The sequence below is a fragment of the Nitrospira sp. KM1 genome (assembly GCF_011405515.1).
GTDB lineage: Bacteria > Nitrospirota > Nitrospiria > Nitrospirales > Nitrospiraceae > Nitrospira_C.
Genome location: NZ_AP022671.1, coordinates 2,639,413 through 2,656,276, shown reverse-complemented (window position 1 = coordinate 2,656,276; position 16,864 = coordinate 2,639,413). Strand labels below are relative to the sequence as shown.

The window sequence follows — 16,864 nt, the reverse complement described above, 5'->3', positions numbered from 1 at the left end:
ACGATGGCTTTCGAAGATCAAAGAACGACCGTCTATAAAGTCGACCCGGCTCATCCGGAGAGCGAGACGCTGCCGACCCTTCGGACCGAAGAGCTTCTTCTCAACATGGGGCCGCAGCACCCGAGCACGCATGGAGTCCTGAAAGTCATCCTCGAATTGGAAGGCGAACGGCTCGTGAAGTCCACCCCCGTAATGGGATTCTTGCACCGCGGGGTAGAGAAGCTGGCCGAAGAGGGAACCTATCATCAGTTTATTCCCCATACAGACCGCCTGGACTACGTCTGCGCGATGTACAACAATTTCGCCTACTGTCGAGCCGTCGAGAAACTGATGAACATTACCGTGCCGGAGCGGGCAGAATATCTCCGGACGATCGTAGCAGAAGTCCAACGGATCATCGGCCACCAATTCTGGCTCGGCACACAGGCGCTGGATATCGGCGCGATGACGGTGTTTTTCTATTGTTTTCGCGATCGCGAAATCTTGTTGGACTGGTTCGACGAACTCTGCGGGGCCAGACTGACAACGAGCTGGTATCGCATCGGGGGTGTGGAACGGGATTTCACATCTTCGCTGTTGGACAAGTTGAAGCAGTTTCTGGACTACTTTCCTCCGAAGATCGATGAGTACATTGTCTTCTTGGAGAAAAACAGGATCTGGCTGGCCAGGACCAAGGGTGTTGCTGTGATTTCCGCCGAGGATGCCGTGAGTTTCGGGCTGAGCGGTCCGACGTTGCGAGGGTCCGGAGTCGATTACGACCTCCGCAAAGCCGAACCATACTCCGCCTATCCCAAGTGCGAGTTCAATGTGCCGCTTGGAAAAAACGGCGACACGTACGATCGCTATTGGATCCGTGTCATGGAACTGTATGAGAGCGTGAAGATCGTCAAACAATGTCTGGAACAAATGCAGGACGGGCCGATCATGGCGGATGTCCCGAGCGTCACGTTGCCGCCCAAAGACCGTGTATTCACAAATCTCGAGTCCATGATTCAACAGTTCAAATTGTTCTCGCAGGGGTTCAACGCCCCTCCGGGAGAAATCTATTGCGGGACCGAGGCTCATAAGGGGGAGCTCGGTTTTTATATCGTCAGTGCCGGGGGAGGCAAGCCGTACCGGCTGAAAATTCGTGCCCCGTCTTTCATCCACATGGGCGCCTTCGATCATATGTCGAGAGGCTATATGATCGCCGACGCCATCACCCTCTTCGGCACGTACGACATCGTGATGGGTGAGTGCGATCGATGACGGGCATCCTCGGCGGAGCACATGTATTCCCTGTAGGGAGACCATGCGGGCATGACAGGCGGAGTGAATTATGGGACTGAAGCCAGCCACGAATCCTGACGTCGAAGCCGCGACCATCGAGCTGAGCATCGACGGGAAGACGGTGACCGCGAAGGACGGGGTGTCGCTCTACGACGTGATCTCAAGCACCGGCAAGATTCTCCCGGCCATGTGCTATCACTATACCTTCGATCCTTTCGGGTCGTGCGGCATGTGCCTGGTGACGCAGGAAGGCAAGAAGGCCCCGGTCCGCTCCTGCACGGCTAAAGCGACGGCCGGCATGATCATCCGGACGGAAGGGGACGATCTGTTCCTCGCCAGAAAAAAGGCGGTGGAGAAGCATCTCTCCGTCCATCCGCTGGACTGCCCAGTCTGCGACGCCGACGGCCATTGTGAATTGCAAGATATGGCGTTCCAGCACGGCGTCACCAATCTGGCCAACGCCAAACAGAAATTTATCCCTGAGGACACGCGCAGTCTCGTGCTGGATTTCAACATGAACCGCTGCATTGCCTGCGCGGAATGCATCAACGTCTGCAAAGACGTGCTCATGATCGATGCGCTCCAGTTCATGAAGAAAGGCGGATTCAATCAGGTCGTCGCCAAGGGCGACGTGCCGCTCTCCTGCGAATTTTGCGGAGATTGCCTGGCCGTCTGCCCGGTCGGGGCGATTACAAATAAATTTTCAAAGTATTTGTACAAGCCCTGGCAGATGAAGAAGACCACGACGACCTGCAACTACTGCGGCGACGGCTGTCAGATGCATGTGGAAACCAAGGATACAGAAGTCATTCGCGTCACCTCTCCGCTGTCGTGGAAAAATAAATGGGGCGACCGGGCTGAGACCGCCAAAGGCCACGGAGGCATCTGCGTCAAAGGACGATTTGGGTTTGAATACATCGACTCGCCGGCCCGTTTGAAGCAACCGATGGTGCGCAAGGGTGACCGCCTTACGGCCGTACCGTGGCTCGAAGCCATGCATACCGTCGTTGATCGCTTCGAAGAAACGAGAAAGAAACATGGGTCCGACTCCATCGCCGGCCTGATCACCGCGCGTTGCACGAACGAAGAGTTGTATCTTTTCCAGAAACTCATGCGAGCCGGGTTCCGCTCCAACAACCTCGACAGCAGCGCCCGCTATGGTCATATGAATTTCGTGCATGCCTCGAAACATGCTCTGGGGATCGGCCGTGCGGCGAATGATTGGGAGGATCTCACCAAGGCCAAAGCTGTTCTGGCTATCGGGTCGAACTTGACTGAAACCAATCCCTTGACGGCAGTTCGCATCAAAGAAGCGATTCGCGTCTATAAGGCTCAGGTGATGGTTTTCGACTCCGCCGTGACCAATCTCGGCAAATTGTCCTCTCATCCGTTCCTGATCAAGCCAGGAACGGAAAGCTTGATCATTGATGGGCTCGTGAAGGCCGCCATCGAACTCGATCTCGTCGATGAAGAAACGGTCACGAAACATCCCCGGGCCTTCGCGGCCTTGAAATCCGCTGTCGCCTCCGTTTCCCTTGAGCAGGTCGCCTCGCGCACCGGATTGACGGTGGACAACCTGAAAGAGGCGGTCACGATTTTTGCCGAGTCACCGCGTTCCATCATTCTCTGCGCAGAAGGCATCGTGCGACAGATCAACGGTTACAACAATGTCTTGAAGTTGATCGATCTGGCATGGATCACAGGAAAACTCGGCCGCCCTGGCTGCGGAGTAAGCACCGTCACCGAAGAAGCCAATGAGCAGGGTGCGGTCGATATGGGGGTCGCTCCAGAATTTCTTCCGGGCTTAGCGTCGTTCGACGATGAGGCGACCAGAAATCGGCTGGCTACCGCCTGGGATGTCACCCTTCCCAAATCCGGAAGCGGCGTCCGGCTGATGGAAATCCTTGAGCGCTGCCGGAGAGGAGAGATCCGCGCGTTGTATCTGATCGGCGAAAACCCTCTGGAGACCCTTCCCGCTTCCCTCGAGGTTCAAGCGGCCTTGGAGCGCTTGGATCTTCTGGTCGTCCAGGATCCCTTTCTCACGGCAACCGCCCGGCTCGCCCATATCGTGTTGCCGGCGTCTACCTATGCTGAAAAGGATGGAACCTTCACAAATTTGGAAGGACGCGTCCTGCGGGTCAGGCAGGCCATGGATTCCATCGGAGAAAGTTTCCCTGACTGGCACATCATGACGGCCATCGCCAACGGATTGGGCTGCCAATGGGAATACGAGTCCGCCAACGACATTCAAGCCGAGATCATGAAACTGCTTCCTGGGTACTATAATCTCGGACAGCCGAGGAAGATCATCCCGACTGCCGATCGATACCTCGCGAACGGATATGCCGCAGGCGCTGCAGGACGCTATGTAACACCGTCACCCCCCAGCGCACGGCCGTTCACGCTGCTCATGGGCCAGGTGCTGTATCATTCCGGCAAGTTGTCCACCCTCGCGCCCGGACTCATCAAGATCGATCCCAACACGGGCCGGATCCGAATGAACGGCTCCGATATGGAACGTCTGAATCTACGGGACGGCGACGCCGTGCGATTGACCTCCGACCGAGGTTCGTTGCAGATCAACGTCCAGCAAGACCACACCGTCGCGGCCGGCACCTGTTTTTTCCCGGAGCATTTCAATGAACCGCCGGTGAAAGATTTGATGTCCGTTCAGGTTGATGCGACAACGGGAGTACCGTCATTCAAACGCACCGCCGTAACCATTGAGAAAGCGTGAGCGAGAAGCGATGAACGTCGGATCCATGACCAAGAAAATCCTTCAAGCAGCCCTCTTCTATGAGATTTGGGACGCCATGAAGGTCACGTTCAAGCACATGTTTCACAAACCGATCACCTTTCAATATCCACGCGAACAACGGGTCATTCCGGACGCACACCGCGGAGCCTTGGGACTGTTGCGATATGACGACGGCCGTGAACGGTGTGTCGGTTGCGACCTCTGCGAGGCCGCATGCCCCTCGCGTTGCATAAAGGTCATCAGCTCAGAGGACGCCGATCGGCCGCTCCAACGGTACGCGAGTGAGTTCTATATCGACATCACGAAGTGCGTGTTCTGCGGATACTGTGTCGAAGCCTGCCCCGTCAACGCATTGGCCATGACCAAGATGTACGAATTTTCAACGCACGACAAGCGGACCCTCCTATTCGACAAAAAGCGGCTCTACGATATCGGGGAGCGTCATCTCGACGACGCGAAAAAATATCTCTATGCCCACAATCAAGAAAAGAACGTCGAGGAAAGCCGGGAGTACCGCTACTATTTCCCGCAATCGGTGGTGAAACCGACGCAGTCGACACCAAAGCATTTGACCTGAGCCTGACAGATGATCTCGCTGTTCTTTGCCTATTTCGCGTTCATGAGCATTGCCGCGGCAGTACTGACCGTCGCGCTAAAAAATCCCGTCCACTGCGGATTGGCTCTCCTGGCGCTCCTCCTTCATGTCTCGGGTCTTTTCGTTCTGCTCAACGCAGAATTTCTCTGGGCCGTGCAGGTCGTCGTCTACGCAGGGGCCATTCTGGTCTTGTATCTCTTCGTGCTCATGTTGCTCAATCTGAAAACCGAAGAACGATACTTTCATTCCTCGTTTCAGTACTTTTTGATTCCCGCGGTACTGGGCTCACTCTACGTGGTGGCCCTGTTGTTCCGTTCCCCATTCGGAGGCGCCAAGGGTGACGCTCCGACCACCACGGTCCTCCAGGACGGAGCGACGTATGCCGTGGGCATGAAGATGTTCAGCGACTATCTCCTGCAATTCGAGATCGTCGGAATCTTTCTCCTGGGCGCGATCATCGGAGCCATCGTGCTGGCCAAGACCCCCAAACCCATCGAGACGAATAAGAACTGACATCATGGTTCCTCTTTCTGCATACGTCGCGGTGAGCGCCGTGCTGTTCATGACCGGCCTCCTCGGGGTGCTGATCCGGCGCAACTTCATCATCGTACTCATGTCAGTGGAAATCATGTTGAACGCGGCCAACATCAACCTCGTCGCCTTTTCCTATTATCTGGAATCCATGGCCGGTCAATTGGTCGCCCTTTTCATCATTGCAATTGCCGCCGGTGAAGCCGCTGTGGGACTGGCCATCATTATCGTCGTCTTCCGCGGCAAGATTTCGACGAACGTCGATGAAATGAATCTGCTCAAGTGGTGACATGACAGACCTGTTGATCAAATTGATTCCTGTATTCCCTTTACTGGCCGTCATTCTGAACGGTCTGCTGGGAAGCCGTTATTCCCATGACTTGGCGCATCGCCTGGCATGGGGTTCGGTGGGGCTCTCGTTCCTCTGCACGCTCGGGGTCTTCGTGGACGTGCTGAAGACTGGAATCTCCCATGAAGTCGTCGCCTACCAGTGGATCTTCGGAGGCGACCTGACCATCAATCTCGCATTTCTGGTCGACCCTCTCACCTGCGTGATGCTGCTCGTGATCACCGGGGTCGGCCTTCTTATTCATGTGTATTCGGTGGGGTATATGCACGGAGAAGAAGGCTTCACACGCTTCTTCACCTATATGAATCTGTTCATGGTCTCCATGCTGTTGTTGGTCATGGGGAATAACTATGTCGTGCTGTTCATCGGGTGGGAGGGCGTGGGCCTCTGCTCTTATCTTTTAATCGGCTACTACTACGACAAAGTATCGGCGGCCAAGGCCGCCTCAAAGGCATTCGTCGTCAACCGCATCGGCGACGCAGGATTTCTTCTGGCCATCTTCCTTGTATTCATCAATTTCAAGACTCTGGACTACACGAAGGTATTCCCTCAGGTGGGACAACTACCGCCGGAAATGGCAACCGCCATCGCGTTGTGCCTCCTGATCGGCGCCGTCGGCAAGTCGGCCCAAATTCCGCTCTATACGTGGCTGCCTGACGCCATGGAGGGACCAACCCCGGTCAGCGCCCTCATTCATGCTGCGACAATGGTGACAGCGGGTGTCTACATGATCGTCCGGAATCATGCCATCTTTGACTTGTCCCCGACGGCGATGACCGTTGTCGGAGTTATCGGTGGCAGTACGGCACTTTTCGCCGCGACGATCGGCCTGGTGCAAAACGATATCAAGAGGGTCCTCGCCTATTCGACCGTCAGTCAGCTGGGGTACATGTTTCTCGGCTGCGGGATCGGGGCCTACACGGCGGCCGTCTTCCACCTGATGACGCATGCGTTCTTCAAAGCGCTCCTCTTTCTGTCGGCGGGTTCGGTCATCCATGCACTTTCAGGGGAACAGGATATCCGGAAAATGGGCGGGCTGAGCCAGAAAATACCATGGACATACCGGCTGTTTCTCATCGGCACGATCGCCATTGCCGGCATACCACCGTTCGCTGGCTTTTGGAGCAAAGACGAGATCATGGCCCATGCCTTCACGCATCATCACTATGTGTTGTACGGCATGGCCGCCGTGGGTGCTCTGCTGACAGCGTTCTACATGTTTCGACTGACGTATCTGACGTTCTACGGACAATCCCGAATGGACCACCATACCGAGGCGCACGTCCATGAATCTCCTACGGTCATGATCGGCCCGTTGATGGGTTTGGGAGTTTTGTCACTCGCTGGCGGGTTTCTGGGATTCCCTCCCGAACACGGATGGCTCCATCATTTTCTTGCGCCGGTGGCCGGAATGGCTGGCGAGCACCAAGCGAGTACCGGTCTGGTCTTGACGCTGATGATGATCGCAACGGGAATTGCCTTCCTTGGATTAGGGCTCGCCCACTATCTGTACAGCATCAATCCAGGCGCCCCTGAACGGTGGGCGGCCTCGATGCGAGGGGTCTACACCACACTCCTTCACAAATACTATGTGGATGAGCTCTACGATTTCCTCTTCGTCGAACCTACCAAGAAATTGGGTCTGGCTCTTGATTGGTTGGATCGAGTCGTCATCGACGGCATCGTCCGCGCCGTGGGGCACATGGCTGAGCTGGGAGCCGCCGGGTCGACATGGATCGAAAAGTATGTGATCTATGGCGGCCTTAACGTGATCGGTTACGGGAACCATCTTGTCGCCAAACAATGGCGGCAGTTGCAAAGCGGCATGGTCCATCATTATGCCGCCATCATCGTCGCAGGGCTGTTTCTGCTCGCAGTCGTGATCCAGTTGATTGTACAAGGCTGAAGCTCATCATGCTTGTAGAACTCTCCTCGACCTTTCCGATCCTGTCCTGCATTCTCTTTTTCCCCCTCATCGGAGCTGCGGTGCTCTGGCTGTTCGATGACGAAGACCTGGTCCGCACCTCTGCTCTGACGATCGCATTGGTTGAGCTGGCGCTGTCGATTTTCGTACTGGTCCGATTCATCCCTGATTCCGCGGCGATGCAATTTGTCGAGCGCGTGCGCTGGATACCTGCATTGGGGATCAGTTATCACCTGGCAGTAGACGGCATCAGCGTGCTCTTCGTCGGGCTGACGGCTTTTCTGACCGTCCTCATCGTCATCTATTCGTGGGACACGGTCCGGCACCAGATGAAGCTGTACATGATGTCGCTTCTGGCGCTGGAAACGACCACCATGGGTGTCTTTGTCTCGCTGGATCTTATTCTCTTTTTTGTCTTCTGGGAGTTGATGCTCATTCCCAGTTATTTCCTGATCAAGCTCTGGGGCGGAGGGGCTGAGCGGCATTACGCGGCGCTCAAATATGTGCTGTACACACTGCTGGGAAGCGTGTTCATGCTGGTGGGCATAGCCTTGTTGGACATCAATTACCACAACTGGGCCACGCTCCATCATAGCGACACCCTTTACTCGTTTGATCTGTTGGAGCTCTTGGCCGTTCCCATCCCTTTGAACCAGCAACTGTTGATCTTCTGGTTCATGTTCATGGGTTTCGCCTTCAAGGCTCCGGTCTTCCCTTTCCATACCTGGCTCGCCAACGCCCTTATGGAAGGTCCGATCGGTATGGCCGTTGCGCTGGCTGGTCTGAAGCTCGGGACATTCGGCTTCATGCGCTTCAGCATCCCCTTACTTCCCGATGCATCCAAAAACGAAATGGTCGTGACGGTGCTCATGGCGCTCGGACTGGCCGCCATCGTCTACGGTGCCCTCATGGCATTGATCCAACCGGATTTCAGGCGTCTGCTCGCCTTCAGCAGCATCAGCCATTTGGGGTTCATCGTCGTTGGTCTGTTTGCCCTGAACTTTCAGGGTCTTCAGGGAAGCCTCTTGACCATGATTAATCTTGGTTTCAGCACCGCCGGGCTGTTTTTCATCGCCGGGTTTCTTTACACCAGACAACAGACCACGCATCTCAGTGCGTTCGGGGGCATCGCCAAGCACACGCCGCTCTTGGCCACATTCTTCTTGCTGATCGGGTTGGCTTCGATCGGATTACCGGGCACGAACGGCTTCGTCGGAGAATTCTTGATCCTGTTGGGGACGTTCAAAGCTTATTGGCTCTACGGTCTCATTGCGGTGACCGGCGTCATTACCGGAGCGGCATATTTTCTCTGGTATTACGAGCGGGCCGTTCTCGGACCGGTGGGGAGAACAGTCAAGGCCTCTATCGAAGATTTGCACCTTCGCGAAGTCATCATCGCCGTCTCGCTCTCAGCCATGATTCTATGGATCGGCCTGTATCCATCCCCATTCCTTCGCATGATGAACGGGTCGGTGCAGGCACTGGTCGACCGCGTGCACCATGGTGCGATGGTATCGGAGAACGCCGTCGCCTCAAAGCGACTTGATTGATACGTATGAGTGAATACACGCTGCTCTATATCCTGTTCGCTCCCTTCGCCGGCGCCTTGGCGCTGATCTTCGTGTCTAACCGGCAGGCGATGCTGGTACGCGGCATTGCGGCGGGATCCGCCTTCATTTCCCTCTTGGCCTCATTGTATCTCTTTTACACCTACGATCCGGTCAAGGGCGGATTTCAGTTTGTCCAGAAATATGAATGGTCGAGACAGCTTGGAATCTCGCTCCATCTTGGAGTCGACGGCATCGGCACCCCGCTGGTCCTTGCTTCGGCCATTCTGCTGTTCGCCGGCATCTTCGTTTCGTGGCACATCAAGGATAGAACCAAAGAGTTTTACATCTGGCTCCTGATTCTTGCGGCCGCCACCATCGGCGTGTTCATGTCGCTGGATCTGTTTTTCCTCTATTTTTTCTATGAAATGTCCGTTATTCCGATGTATCTCCTCCTCGGCATGTGGGGTAGCCACACGAAAAAGTACCTCGAGATGACGGACCCGGACGGTCTCCAACTCCGCGACTCCGTCGGTTTTATTTTTAACTTTGGCTCCAATAGCAAAGAATACGCGGCGATGAAGCTGGTGCTGTTCCTTTCGGCATTCGCGGTCGCGGCGCTCATGGGGATCCTGCTAATCTACAAGTATGCCGGTCTCAACACCTTCGACATTCTCGTGCTCCGTGAGCAGGCCAAACTCATGAACATTCCGGTGCTGGGGACCACGCTGGATAAGATCATTTGGATCCTGATTTTTTTCGGCTTTGCGTCGATCGCGCCACTCTGGCCCCTCCATTCATGGTCGCCGGTCGGCCATGCCGCCGCTCCCGCCGCCACCAGCATGTTGCATGCGGGGGTTCTGATGAAGCTCGGGCACTTCTCGATCATCCGTGTGGCATTTGAAATATTGCCGGAGACGACGCGCGAACTGATGCCGATGGCGGCCATCCTGTGTATGTTCAGCATTATCTACGGCGGCTTTGTGGCGTTTTATGCCAAAGATACGAAGTACGTCATTGGCTATTCGAGTTCCAGCCACATGGGATACGTGTTCCTCGGCATGGCCGCGCTGGATTACATCAGCCTCAGCGGGGCGGTCATTTACATGTTCGCCCATGCCATGGCCACGGGTATGCTGTTCGCCATGGCCGGTTGGGTGTATGACCAGACGCACACGCGCGACATTCCGTCCCTCGGCGGTTTATCAAACCGGATGCCGTTTATTGCCGGCTGCTTTGTCATTGGCTGCATGGCCTCCATCGGCATGCCCGGGACCGTCAATTTCATCGCGGAAGTCATGATCATTGTCGGCAGCTGGAACAAATATCCCCTCCAGGTCATCGTGGCTGTCGTCGGTATCGTCCTGACACTGGCCTATCTCTTTAAAATGATGCGCGGCCTGTTCTATGGTCCCATGGATCAGAAATATAGTCATTCACACGATGCTGTGGCGACCGTTGACCGATTACCCCTCTTCATCATGATCTCGGTCAGCATCGGCTTTGGCCTTCTACCCATGCATCTCTATAACGTGGTGAGATCGGGGGTCGATCCTCTGGTTGCCCGTGTGACCCAGGTTGTCCCTGTGACGCGACCGCATGCGATGAACGAAGTCGCCCCTTCATCGGCTTCTTCCGTATTACCTGAAGAGAGCGGACTGCTCGCCACACGAAAGCCTATGGACTCATCACGGATCGTACGATGACATTTTCTTTGACCATGACATCCGCGGATCTTCTCCTGCTGCTGCCGGAGATCCTCCTGACTTGTTGGCTCTGTGTCATCCTTATCGTCGACTTTTCGTTCCCTCGGCTGGCCAAAGAACAATTGGCCTACCTCAGTGTCGCGGGACTGCTGGCTGTCCTGGGGTGCCTGGCCTGGTTCGATATTTCCGGCATTTCCGGATCGTTGTTCGCGAATATGTTCGTCGTCGATCGTATGGCGATTTTCTTCAAGATTTTCATCGTTGCGGCCACGATGCTGGTGATCTTGGCATCCGTCGAGTTTGTGCATCGCTTCGCGTTTTTCCGCGGGGAATATTACTTCCTGGTCGTGATGTCCGCGCTGGGCATGATGTTCATGGCCTCTGCCAACGATCTCCTTTCGCTCTTTGTCACGCTGGAATTTTCCACGTTCGGTTTCTATGTACTGGTTTCGTATCTTCGAGACGATGTGGCCTCCAACGAGGCTGGACTGAAGTTCTTCATATTAGGCGTGTTCGCGGCGGGATTATTGGCCTATGGCATCAGCCTGGTTTACGGAGAAACCGGGAAGCTCGTTTTTTCAGATATGAAGTCCGTCCAGGCCACACCAGGCTTGATCATCGGCTTTCTGCTCATCTTTGGCGCACTGGGTTTCAAGATCGGAGCCGTTCCGTTTCACTCTTGGATTCCGGACACCTATCATGGTTCCCCCACCCCGGTCACGGCGTTCCTGTCGATCGCTCCCAAGGGAGCCGCGTTCGCGATCTTGCTTCGCATGTTCTTCGTGGCGCTGGCCACATTCAAGCCGACCTGGGTACTCCTCCTGGTTGCAGCTTCGATTCTTTCAATGACCTACGGCAATATCGTGGCGATTGCGCAACGCAACATCAAGCGCCTTCTCGCCTATTCAGGAATTGCTCAGGTCGGCAACGTGCTGATCGGTCTGGCCGCCGGAACGAAGATGGGCAACGATGCCATCCTCTTCTATCTGCTGACCTACCTATTTGCCAATCTCGGGGCCTTCGCCATCGTTATCGCGGTCGGGCAGGCCATCGGCAGCGAAGAGATCGACGATTACAGCGGCTTGGGCCGCCGTTCACCGTTCTTGGCGTTTTCCATGCTGATTTTCTTATTGTCCTTGGCTGGTGTGCCGCCTCTGGCAGGTTTCATTGGAAAGCTCTACATCTTCGTCGCAGCGATCAAAGAAGGCCTATACACATTGATCACCGTCGGTCTGATCAATATTGTCATTTCCATGTATTACTATCTGATTGTCGTAAAGAAAATGTACATCAGTGAGCCGTACGACTCGTCCCCGCTGACGGTGTCGGGTTCTATGAAAGCCGTCGTCTATGTCGGCTTGGCAGGAACACTCATTGTTGGAATCTATCCCCAACCGGTTATCGACTGGGTCGTCGCCGCGACCATGATGTTCTCGAATTTGACCGGACCCGCCGCCTCATTGCCATCCAACCCGGGCACTCTTCCGTTCTAATCGCCGCTTCTTCGCACCCATAATAAATATCCACTGAGTCGGCGGCGCAACCCGGACTGAAATATTCCTTGCAGGGTCCAGCCGGCCAGAGTACAGTTTCTTGCAGCCATTGTCGTCTTCTCCGGCGTCCTTTCAACACCTATGGAATCCGCCTCGCAACAACATTCGGCTTCGACTTCACCTGTTCATGGCACCACGGATTCCGGTATGGTCGCCGACTCCGGCGCCGAAACTCCCGCCACGGCCAGTTGGTTTTCGGGGTGGTCGATCGAGCAGCGTATTCTTGCCGGATTCGGACTGGTCTTCGCGGGAATCATGGTGATCACCGCCATTTCGTACCGCAATACCGCGGAGGTGTTGCAAAACAGCCGGATGGACACCGCGAGTCATGAATTGATCCGGCTCCTGACCTCCATCTCTGAAACTCTCGATGCCGCAGAGAACGGTCATCGCCGCTTTCTGGTCACGGGCGACGAGTCCTACCTGAAGGCCCACCGCACGGTGAAAGACCAAGCTCCAGAATATTTCCGTTATTTAGAATTCCTCACGGCCGGTTCGGCAGAGCAACAAACCCGCATTTCCACTCTCGAACAGTTGATCGGGAAGCAAATCGACTCCGAGGAGCAGGCTATCCGCCAGCGCGCCGCCGGCGGAGCGGAAGGCGTTCGCCATCTGGCGCTGTCGGGTGCGGCCAAAGTCGAACTCGTGGAGATTCATCGGGTGGTGGCGGAGTTGGACACGGCCGAACAACAATCCATGAGAACCCGTATTCTTCAGTCCACAGTCAATACACGCAACACCATCGCGCTGCTCGGCCTGGGCGCATTGTTACTCCTTGTCTTGCTCGCAGCCGTGTACTATCTCATTCATCACGACATCACGGCCCGGCGTCGGGTTGCGGCCGAACTGCAACGCCGTGGGGAGCAACTGCAGGCCGCCAACAAAGAGCTGGAAGCATTCAGCTATTCCGTTTCACATGATCTGCGCGCTCCGCTGCGACATATCGATGGATATGCCTCCCTGCTCTCGAAGGCGGCCGGTCCTTCCTTAAACGAAAAAGCCCAGCGCTATCTTCAGACCATTTCAGATTCCGCCAAGCAAATGGGGCAACTCATCGACGATCTGCTCGTCTTTTCACGCATGGGACGACAGGAGATGCTGCGGACGACGGTGAATCTCAACCAGCTGGTGAAATCGGTCATTCACGATTTACGACTTGACTTGCAAGCCAAGACGATCTCCTGGACAATCGGCTCGTTGCCGGATGTGCCCGGCGATCCGGCCATGTTGCGCCAGGTGTATGCGAACCTTCTATCCAATGCCGTCAAATTTACCGCGACCAGAGAGACTCCCAAGATTGAGATCGGGGCTGTCGCTGCCGCGGCGCCCGGAGAAATCGAATTGTTCGTCAAGGACAACGGGGTCGGTTTCGATATGCAGTATGTCAATAAATTGTTCGGTGTCTTTCAACGCCTGCATCGAAATGACGAGTTCGAAGGGACCGGTATCGGGCTCGCGAACGTGAGACGCATCGTCCACCGGCACGGAGGTAAGACCTGGGCCGAAGGTGCGATCGATCAAGGAGCGACATTCCGCTTTTCACTTCCGTTGAACAGGAATACTCAATGACCATGATGAAACCGATTCTTCTGGCTGAAGACAATCCCCGCGACGCGGAACTGGCGCTGGCAGCCATGGAAGAGCATCATATTGCCGACAAAGTGGTCGTCTGTCACGACGGAGCAGAAGCGCTGGATTATCTCTATTGCCGCGGATCATTCAGAGCCCGCCCTCACGGTAATCCCGCAGTAGTCTTCCTCGATCTCAAAATGCCGAAGGTTGACGGATTGGAGGTCCTCAGAATCATCAAGGGCGACCCGGATCTGAAGCCGATTCCCGTCGTCATGCTCACCTCCTCTCGGGAAGAACAAGATCTGGCTCGGAGCTATGCGCTCGGAGCCAATGCCTATGTTGTCAAGCCGGTGGAATTTCACCAATTCATCAATGCCGTCAAGGAACTCGGCGTCTTTTGGGGTGTCATCAATGAACCGCCCCCAGCGGCGATGGAAGCCGCCTCATAGTCTCGGGGAAGGGAACCGTGAATCAGCCCCTCCGCCTGCTGCATCTCGAGGATAACCCTCTCGACGCCGATCTCATCCGTGCCACGCTGATCGAAGCGGGCCTCTTCTGCATCACGCAACGAGTCGACACCCGGGCCGAATTCTTTTCGGCCCTGAAGGAGGGTACTCTCGACTTGATCCTCGCCGATTATTCGCTGCCCGGGTTCGACGGGATCAGCGCGCTCGCACTCGCCCGCCAGCACGCTCCCGACGTCCCCTTCTTATTCGTGTCCGGCCAGATCGGAGAAGAATTGGCGATTGATGCCATGCACCAAGGTGCGACCGATTATGTCTTCAAGCAGCGTCTGGGCCGGCTCGTGCCCTCCGTGCAGCGCGCATTGCGTGAACGCGATGAGCGTACAGAACGCAGACGAGCCGAAGAAGCGCTGCGGCAGAGTGAGAAACAGTTCCGTCAGGCCCAAAAAATGGAAGCGGTCGGGCGGCTTGCGGGCGGCATCGCCCATGATTTCAACAATCTGCTCACCGTCATCATGGGATACAACCACGTCTTCTCAGCCGAGCTGGGTCAGGATCATCCCCTGCACGACAAACTTGAAGAATCTCAAAAAGCCGGAGAACGGGCTGCCACTTTAATCAAGCAACTATTGGCATTCAGCCGCAAACAGCCGTTGGAGCCCAAAGTCTTGGCTCTGAATGCCGTCGTGTCGAACATCGAGGGCATGCTGAGGCGGGTCATCGGCGCGGATATCCGGATGGTCATTGCCCCCGGTCCGGACGAAAGCCGTGTACGAGCCGATCAGGCCCAGCTGGAACAGGTCATCATGAATCTCGTTGTCAACGCCAGGGATGCGATGCCGGACGGAGGCAGTCTGAGAATCGAGACGTCGTCGATCGAACTGATGCGGAGCCCAGTGCATCATGTGCAACCGCTGCCGCCTGGACCATACGTGAAACTATCGGTGATCGATACCGGATCAGGCATGGACCGTCAGACACAGTCGCACATCTTCGAACCGTTCTTCACCACAAAGGACGAAGGCAAGGGAAGCGGGCTCGGGCTCTCAACCGTCTTCGGTATTGTCACACAGTGCGGGGGAGGCATCGACCTCGCCAGCCGGATCGGCCATGGAACGCGGTTCGACATTTACCTGCCGCGCGTGGACAGCGAAGTGGAGACCGGGATGTGCCACCAACGACAAGCCGGCGCACAACGCGGGACGGAGACCATTCTCCTGGCTGAGGATGATGGCAGTGTGAGGACCCTGATCCGGGATGAACTGCGAAAGCTCGGGTATAAGGTCATCGAAGCGAAGAACGGCGTCGAAGCCTGTTTGCTGGCCAGCCAACAGGTCGGCGCGTTGCATCTCCTCCTCAGTGACATGGTCATGCCGGGGATGGGGGGGCGAGAACTGGCTCAACATCTTTCCATCATCAAGCCCGATCTGCGCATTCTATTCATGTCCGGATACACGGACGACATTGGAATTCTGGCCGGGCATGAAGAAGGAGCTATCGAATTTCTCCAAAAGCCGTTTACTCCTGAAACCTTGGCACACACGGTCCGCCATCTTCTCGATACGGCAGCACGTCCTGCCAAAGCCCTGGCCTCCACACCCTCGGTTTTACCGCATTGAAGGTCTGATGCCGGCCGAGAGGATATGAGTCATCTATTCGGATTGTTTGACCCACGTTGAGAGGATCTTTATACTCGGCACCGTTGGAGCCATGCTGCGGGATTTGTCTTTAGGCCAACCTGGGTCTCATCTCCGTTCTCTCTTTTTTTGTGCCTGGATCTCGGTCGCCTGTTCCGGCTCTGTCGGATGGGCCGGTCCCATTGTCTGGGACCGCATAGCCGATGGACTGGCCGTCAGTTTGTGGACTCCGGAGAGTTGTCCCGCCGTCCCTCCGATGGTCGCCATAGAGATCGATCCCGATCGATATCGTTTCTCCGTCCATCAATATCAGAACGAACGCTTGGACGTTCCGCCGGACATTCACGAATGGCAAGCGCGCACAGGCCACGATCTTGTCTTCAACGCGGGACTGTTTCGCGAGAATTTTTCCTATCTCGGTTTGCTCTACGCAAACGGCCGTTCACTCGGCGGAAAGCCGCACACCACCTGGATGGGCTTGTTCACGGCTGAACCGACCAATCCGGACGCCGCACGGGCTCGTATTTTTGACCTTACGGTAGATTCGTTCGATGAGCGCCGGGTTCCGTATCGGGAAGCCGCTCAATCATTGATGCTTCTTGACGAGGGCGGAACGGTTCGTGTCAAACGGACAGGAAAGCAGGCTCAGCAAACCATTGTGGCCGAACAACGTAACGGCAAAATCATGCTGCTCAAAACGACGCAACCCGCCGCCTTGTATGAGATTGGACAGTGTCTACGAGAAGGCATGTTCACGATTCGTCGGGCAATGGCGATGGATGGAGGTTCCTCATCGGATGTGGCGCTGGCGGCCCCACTGCATCGCATTGGAAAGACGACTGCGGGCGGAGAACACTGGATGCCGTTCCTCGATGACCAGCGTGCCGGGCATATCGGATTGCCCGCCGTGATCGGGATCACACCCCGCCATGCGCATCGTCAAGGAGGGGGGCCGTAGC

Annotated in this window: 13 protein-coding genes; all 13 read left to right on the top strand. The window is 55.8% G+C overall.

Features of this window, described 5'->3' with window-relative positions; translation table 11 throughout:
* Positions 1–3: 3 nt before the first annotated feature.
* The 13 genes from nuoD (at position 4) to W02_RS12270 (ending at position 16,863) form a co-directional block, all read left to right on the top strand.
* Positions 4–1,248 carry an NADH dehydrogenase (quinone) subunit D gene (gene nuoD, locus W02_RS12330; protein WP_173048117.1) on the top strand — a complete coding sequence of 415 codons (1,245 nt, stop codon included), beginning with the start codon at positions 4–6 and terminating at the stop codon, positions 1,246–1,248.
* A 70-nt stretch (positions 1,249–1,318) separates the two neighbouring features.
* Positions 1,319–4,006, top strand: coding sequence for a molybdopterin-dependent oxidoreductase (locus W02_RS12325; RefSeq protein WP_173048115.1), 2,688 nt, complete (start codon positions 1,319–1,321; stop codon positions 4,004–4,006).
* 10 nt (positions 4,007–4,016) lie between these two features.
* Complete coding sequence (gene nuoI, locus W02_RS12320) at positions 4,017–4,604, top strand: NADH-quinone oxidoreductase subunit NuoI (protein ID WP_173048113.1); 588 nt, start codon at positions 4,017–4,019, stop codon at positions 4,602–4,604.
* A 9-nt stretch (positions 4,605–4,613) separates the two neighbouring features.
* Complete coding sequence (locus W02_RS12315; protein ID WP_173048111.1) at positions 4,614–5,135, top strand: NADH-quinone oxidoreductase subunit J; 522 nt, start codon at positions 4,614–4,616, stop codon at positions 5,133–5,135.
* Positions 5,136–5,139: 4 nt separating this feature from the next.
* The gene (gene nuoK, locus W02_RS12310) at positions 5,140–5,442 is read left to right on the top strand and encodes an NADH-quinone oxidoreductase subunit NuoK (protein WP_173048109.1); all 303 of its coding nucleotides are present in this window, start codon (positions 5,140–5,142) and stop codon (positions 5,440–5,442) included.
* Position 5,443: 1 nt separating this feature from the next.
* Entirely contained in the window at positions 5,444–7,408 is a 1,965-nt protein-coding gene (nuoL, locus tag W02_RS12305; RefSeq protein ID WP_173048107.1) for an NADH-quinone oxidoreductase subunit L, read from the top strand.
* 8 nt (positions 7,409–7,416) lie between these two features.
* Complete coding sequence (locus W02_RS12300; RefSeq protein WP_173048105.1) at positions 7,417–8,976, top strand: NuoM family protein; 1,560 nt, start codon at positions 7,417–7,419, stop codon at positions 8,974–8,976.
* A gap of 5 nt (positions 8,977–8,981) precedes the next feature.
* Positions 8,982–10,679: a NuoM family protein gene (locus W02_RS12295; RefSeq protein ID WP_173048103.1), complete on the top strand. Its 1,698-nt coding sequence runs from the start codon at positions 8,982–8,984 to the stop codon at positions 10,677–10,679.
* The gene (locus W02_RS12290; RefSeq protein ID WP_173048101.1) at positions 10,676–12,172 is read left to right on the top strand and encodes an NADH-quinone oxidoreductase subunit N; all 1,497 of its coding nucleotides are present in this window, start codon (positions 10,676–10,678) and stop codon (positions 12,170–12,172) included. Before W02_RS12295 ends, W02_RS12290 begins: the two co-directional genes overlap by 4 nt.
* A 207-nt stretch (positions 12,173–12,379) precedes the next feature.
* The gene (locus W02_RS12285; RefSeq protein ID WP_173048099.1) at positions 12,380–13,801 is read left to right on the top strand and encodes an ATP-binding protein; all 1,422 of its coding nucleotides are present in this window, start codon (positions 12,380–12,382) and stop codon (positions 13,799–13,801) included.
* The gene (locus tag W02_RS12280) at positions 13,798–14,253 is read left to right on the top strand and encodes a response regulator (RefSeq protein ID WP_173048097.1); all 456 of its coding nucleotides are present in this window, start codon (positions 13,798–13,800) and stop codon (positions 14,251–14,253) included. The genes W02_RS12285 and W02_RS12280 overlap by 4 nt, the downstream gene beginning before the upstream one ends.
* A 17-nt stretch (positions 14,254–14,270) precedes the next feature.
* Positions 14,271–15,887, top strand: coding sequence for a hybrid sensor histidine kinase/response regulator (locus tag W02_RS12275; RefSeq protein ID WP_173048095.1), 1,617 nt, complete (start codon positions 14,271–14,273; stop codon positions 15,885–15,887).
* 91 nt (positions 15,888–15,978) lie between these two features.
* Entirely contained in the window at positions 15,979–16,863 is an 885-nt protein-coding gene (locus W02_RS12270) for a phosphodiester glycosidase family protein (protein WP_173048093.1), read from the top strand.
* Position 16,864: the final 1 nt, after the last annotated feature.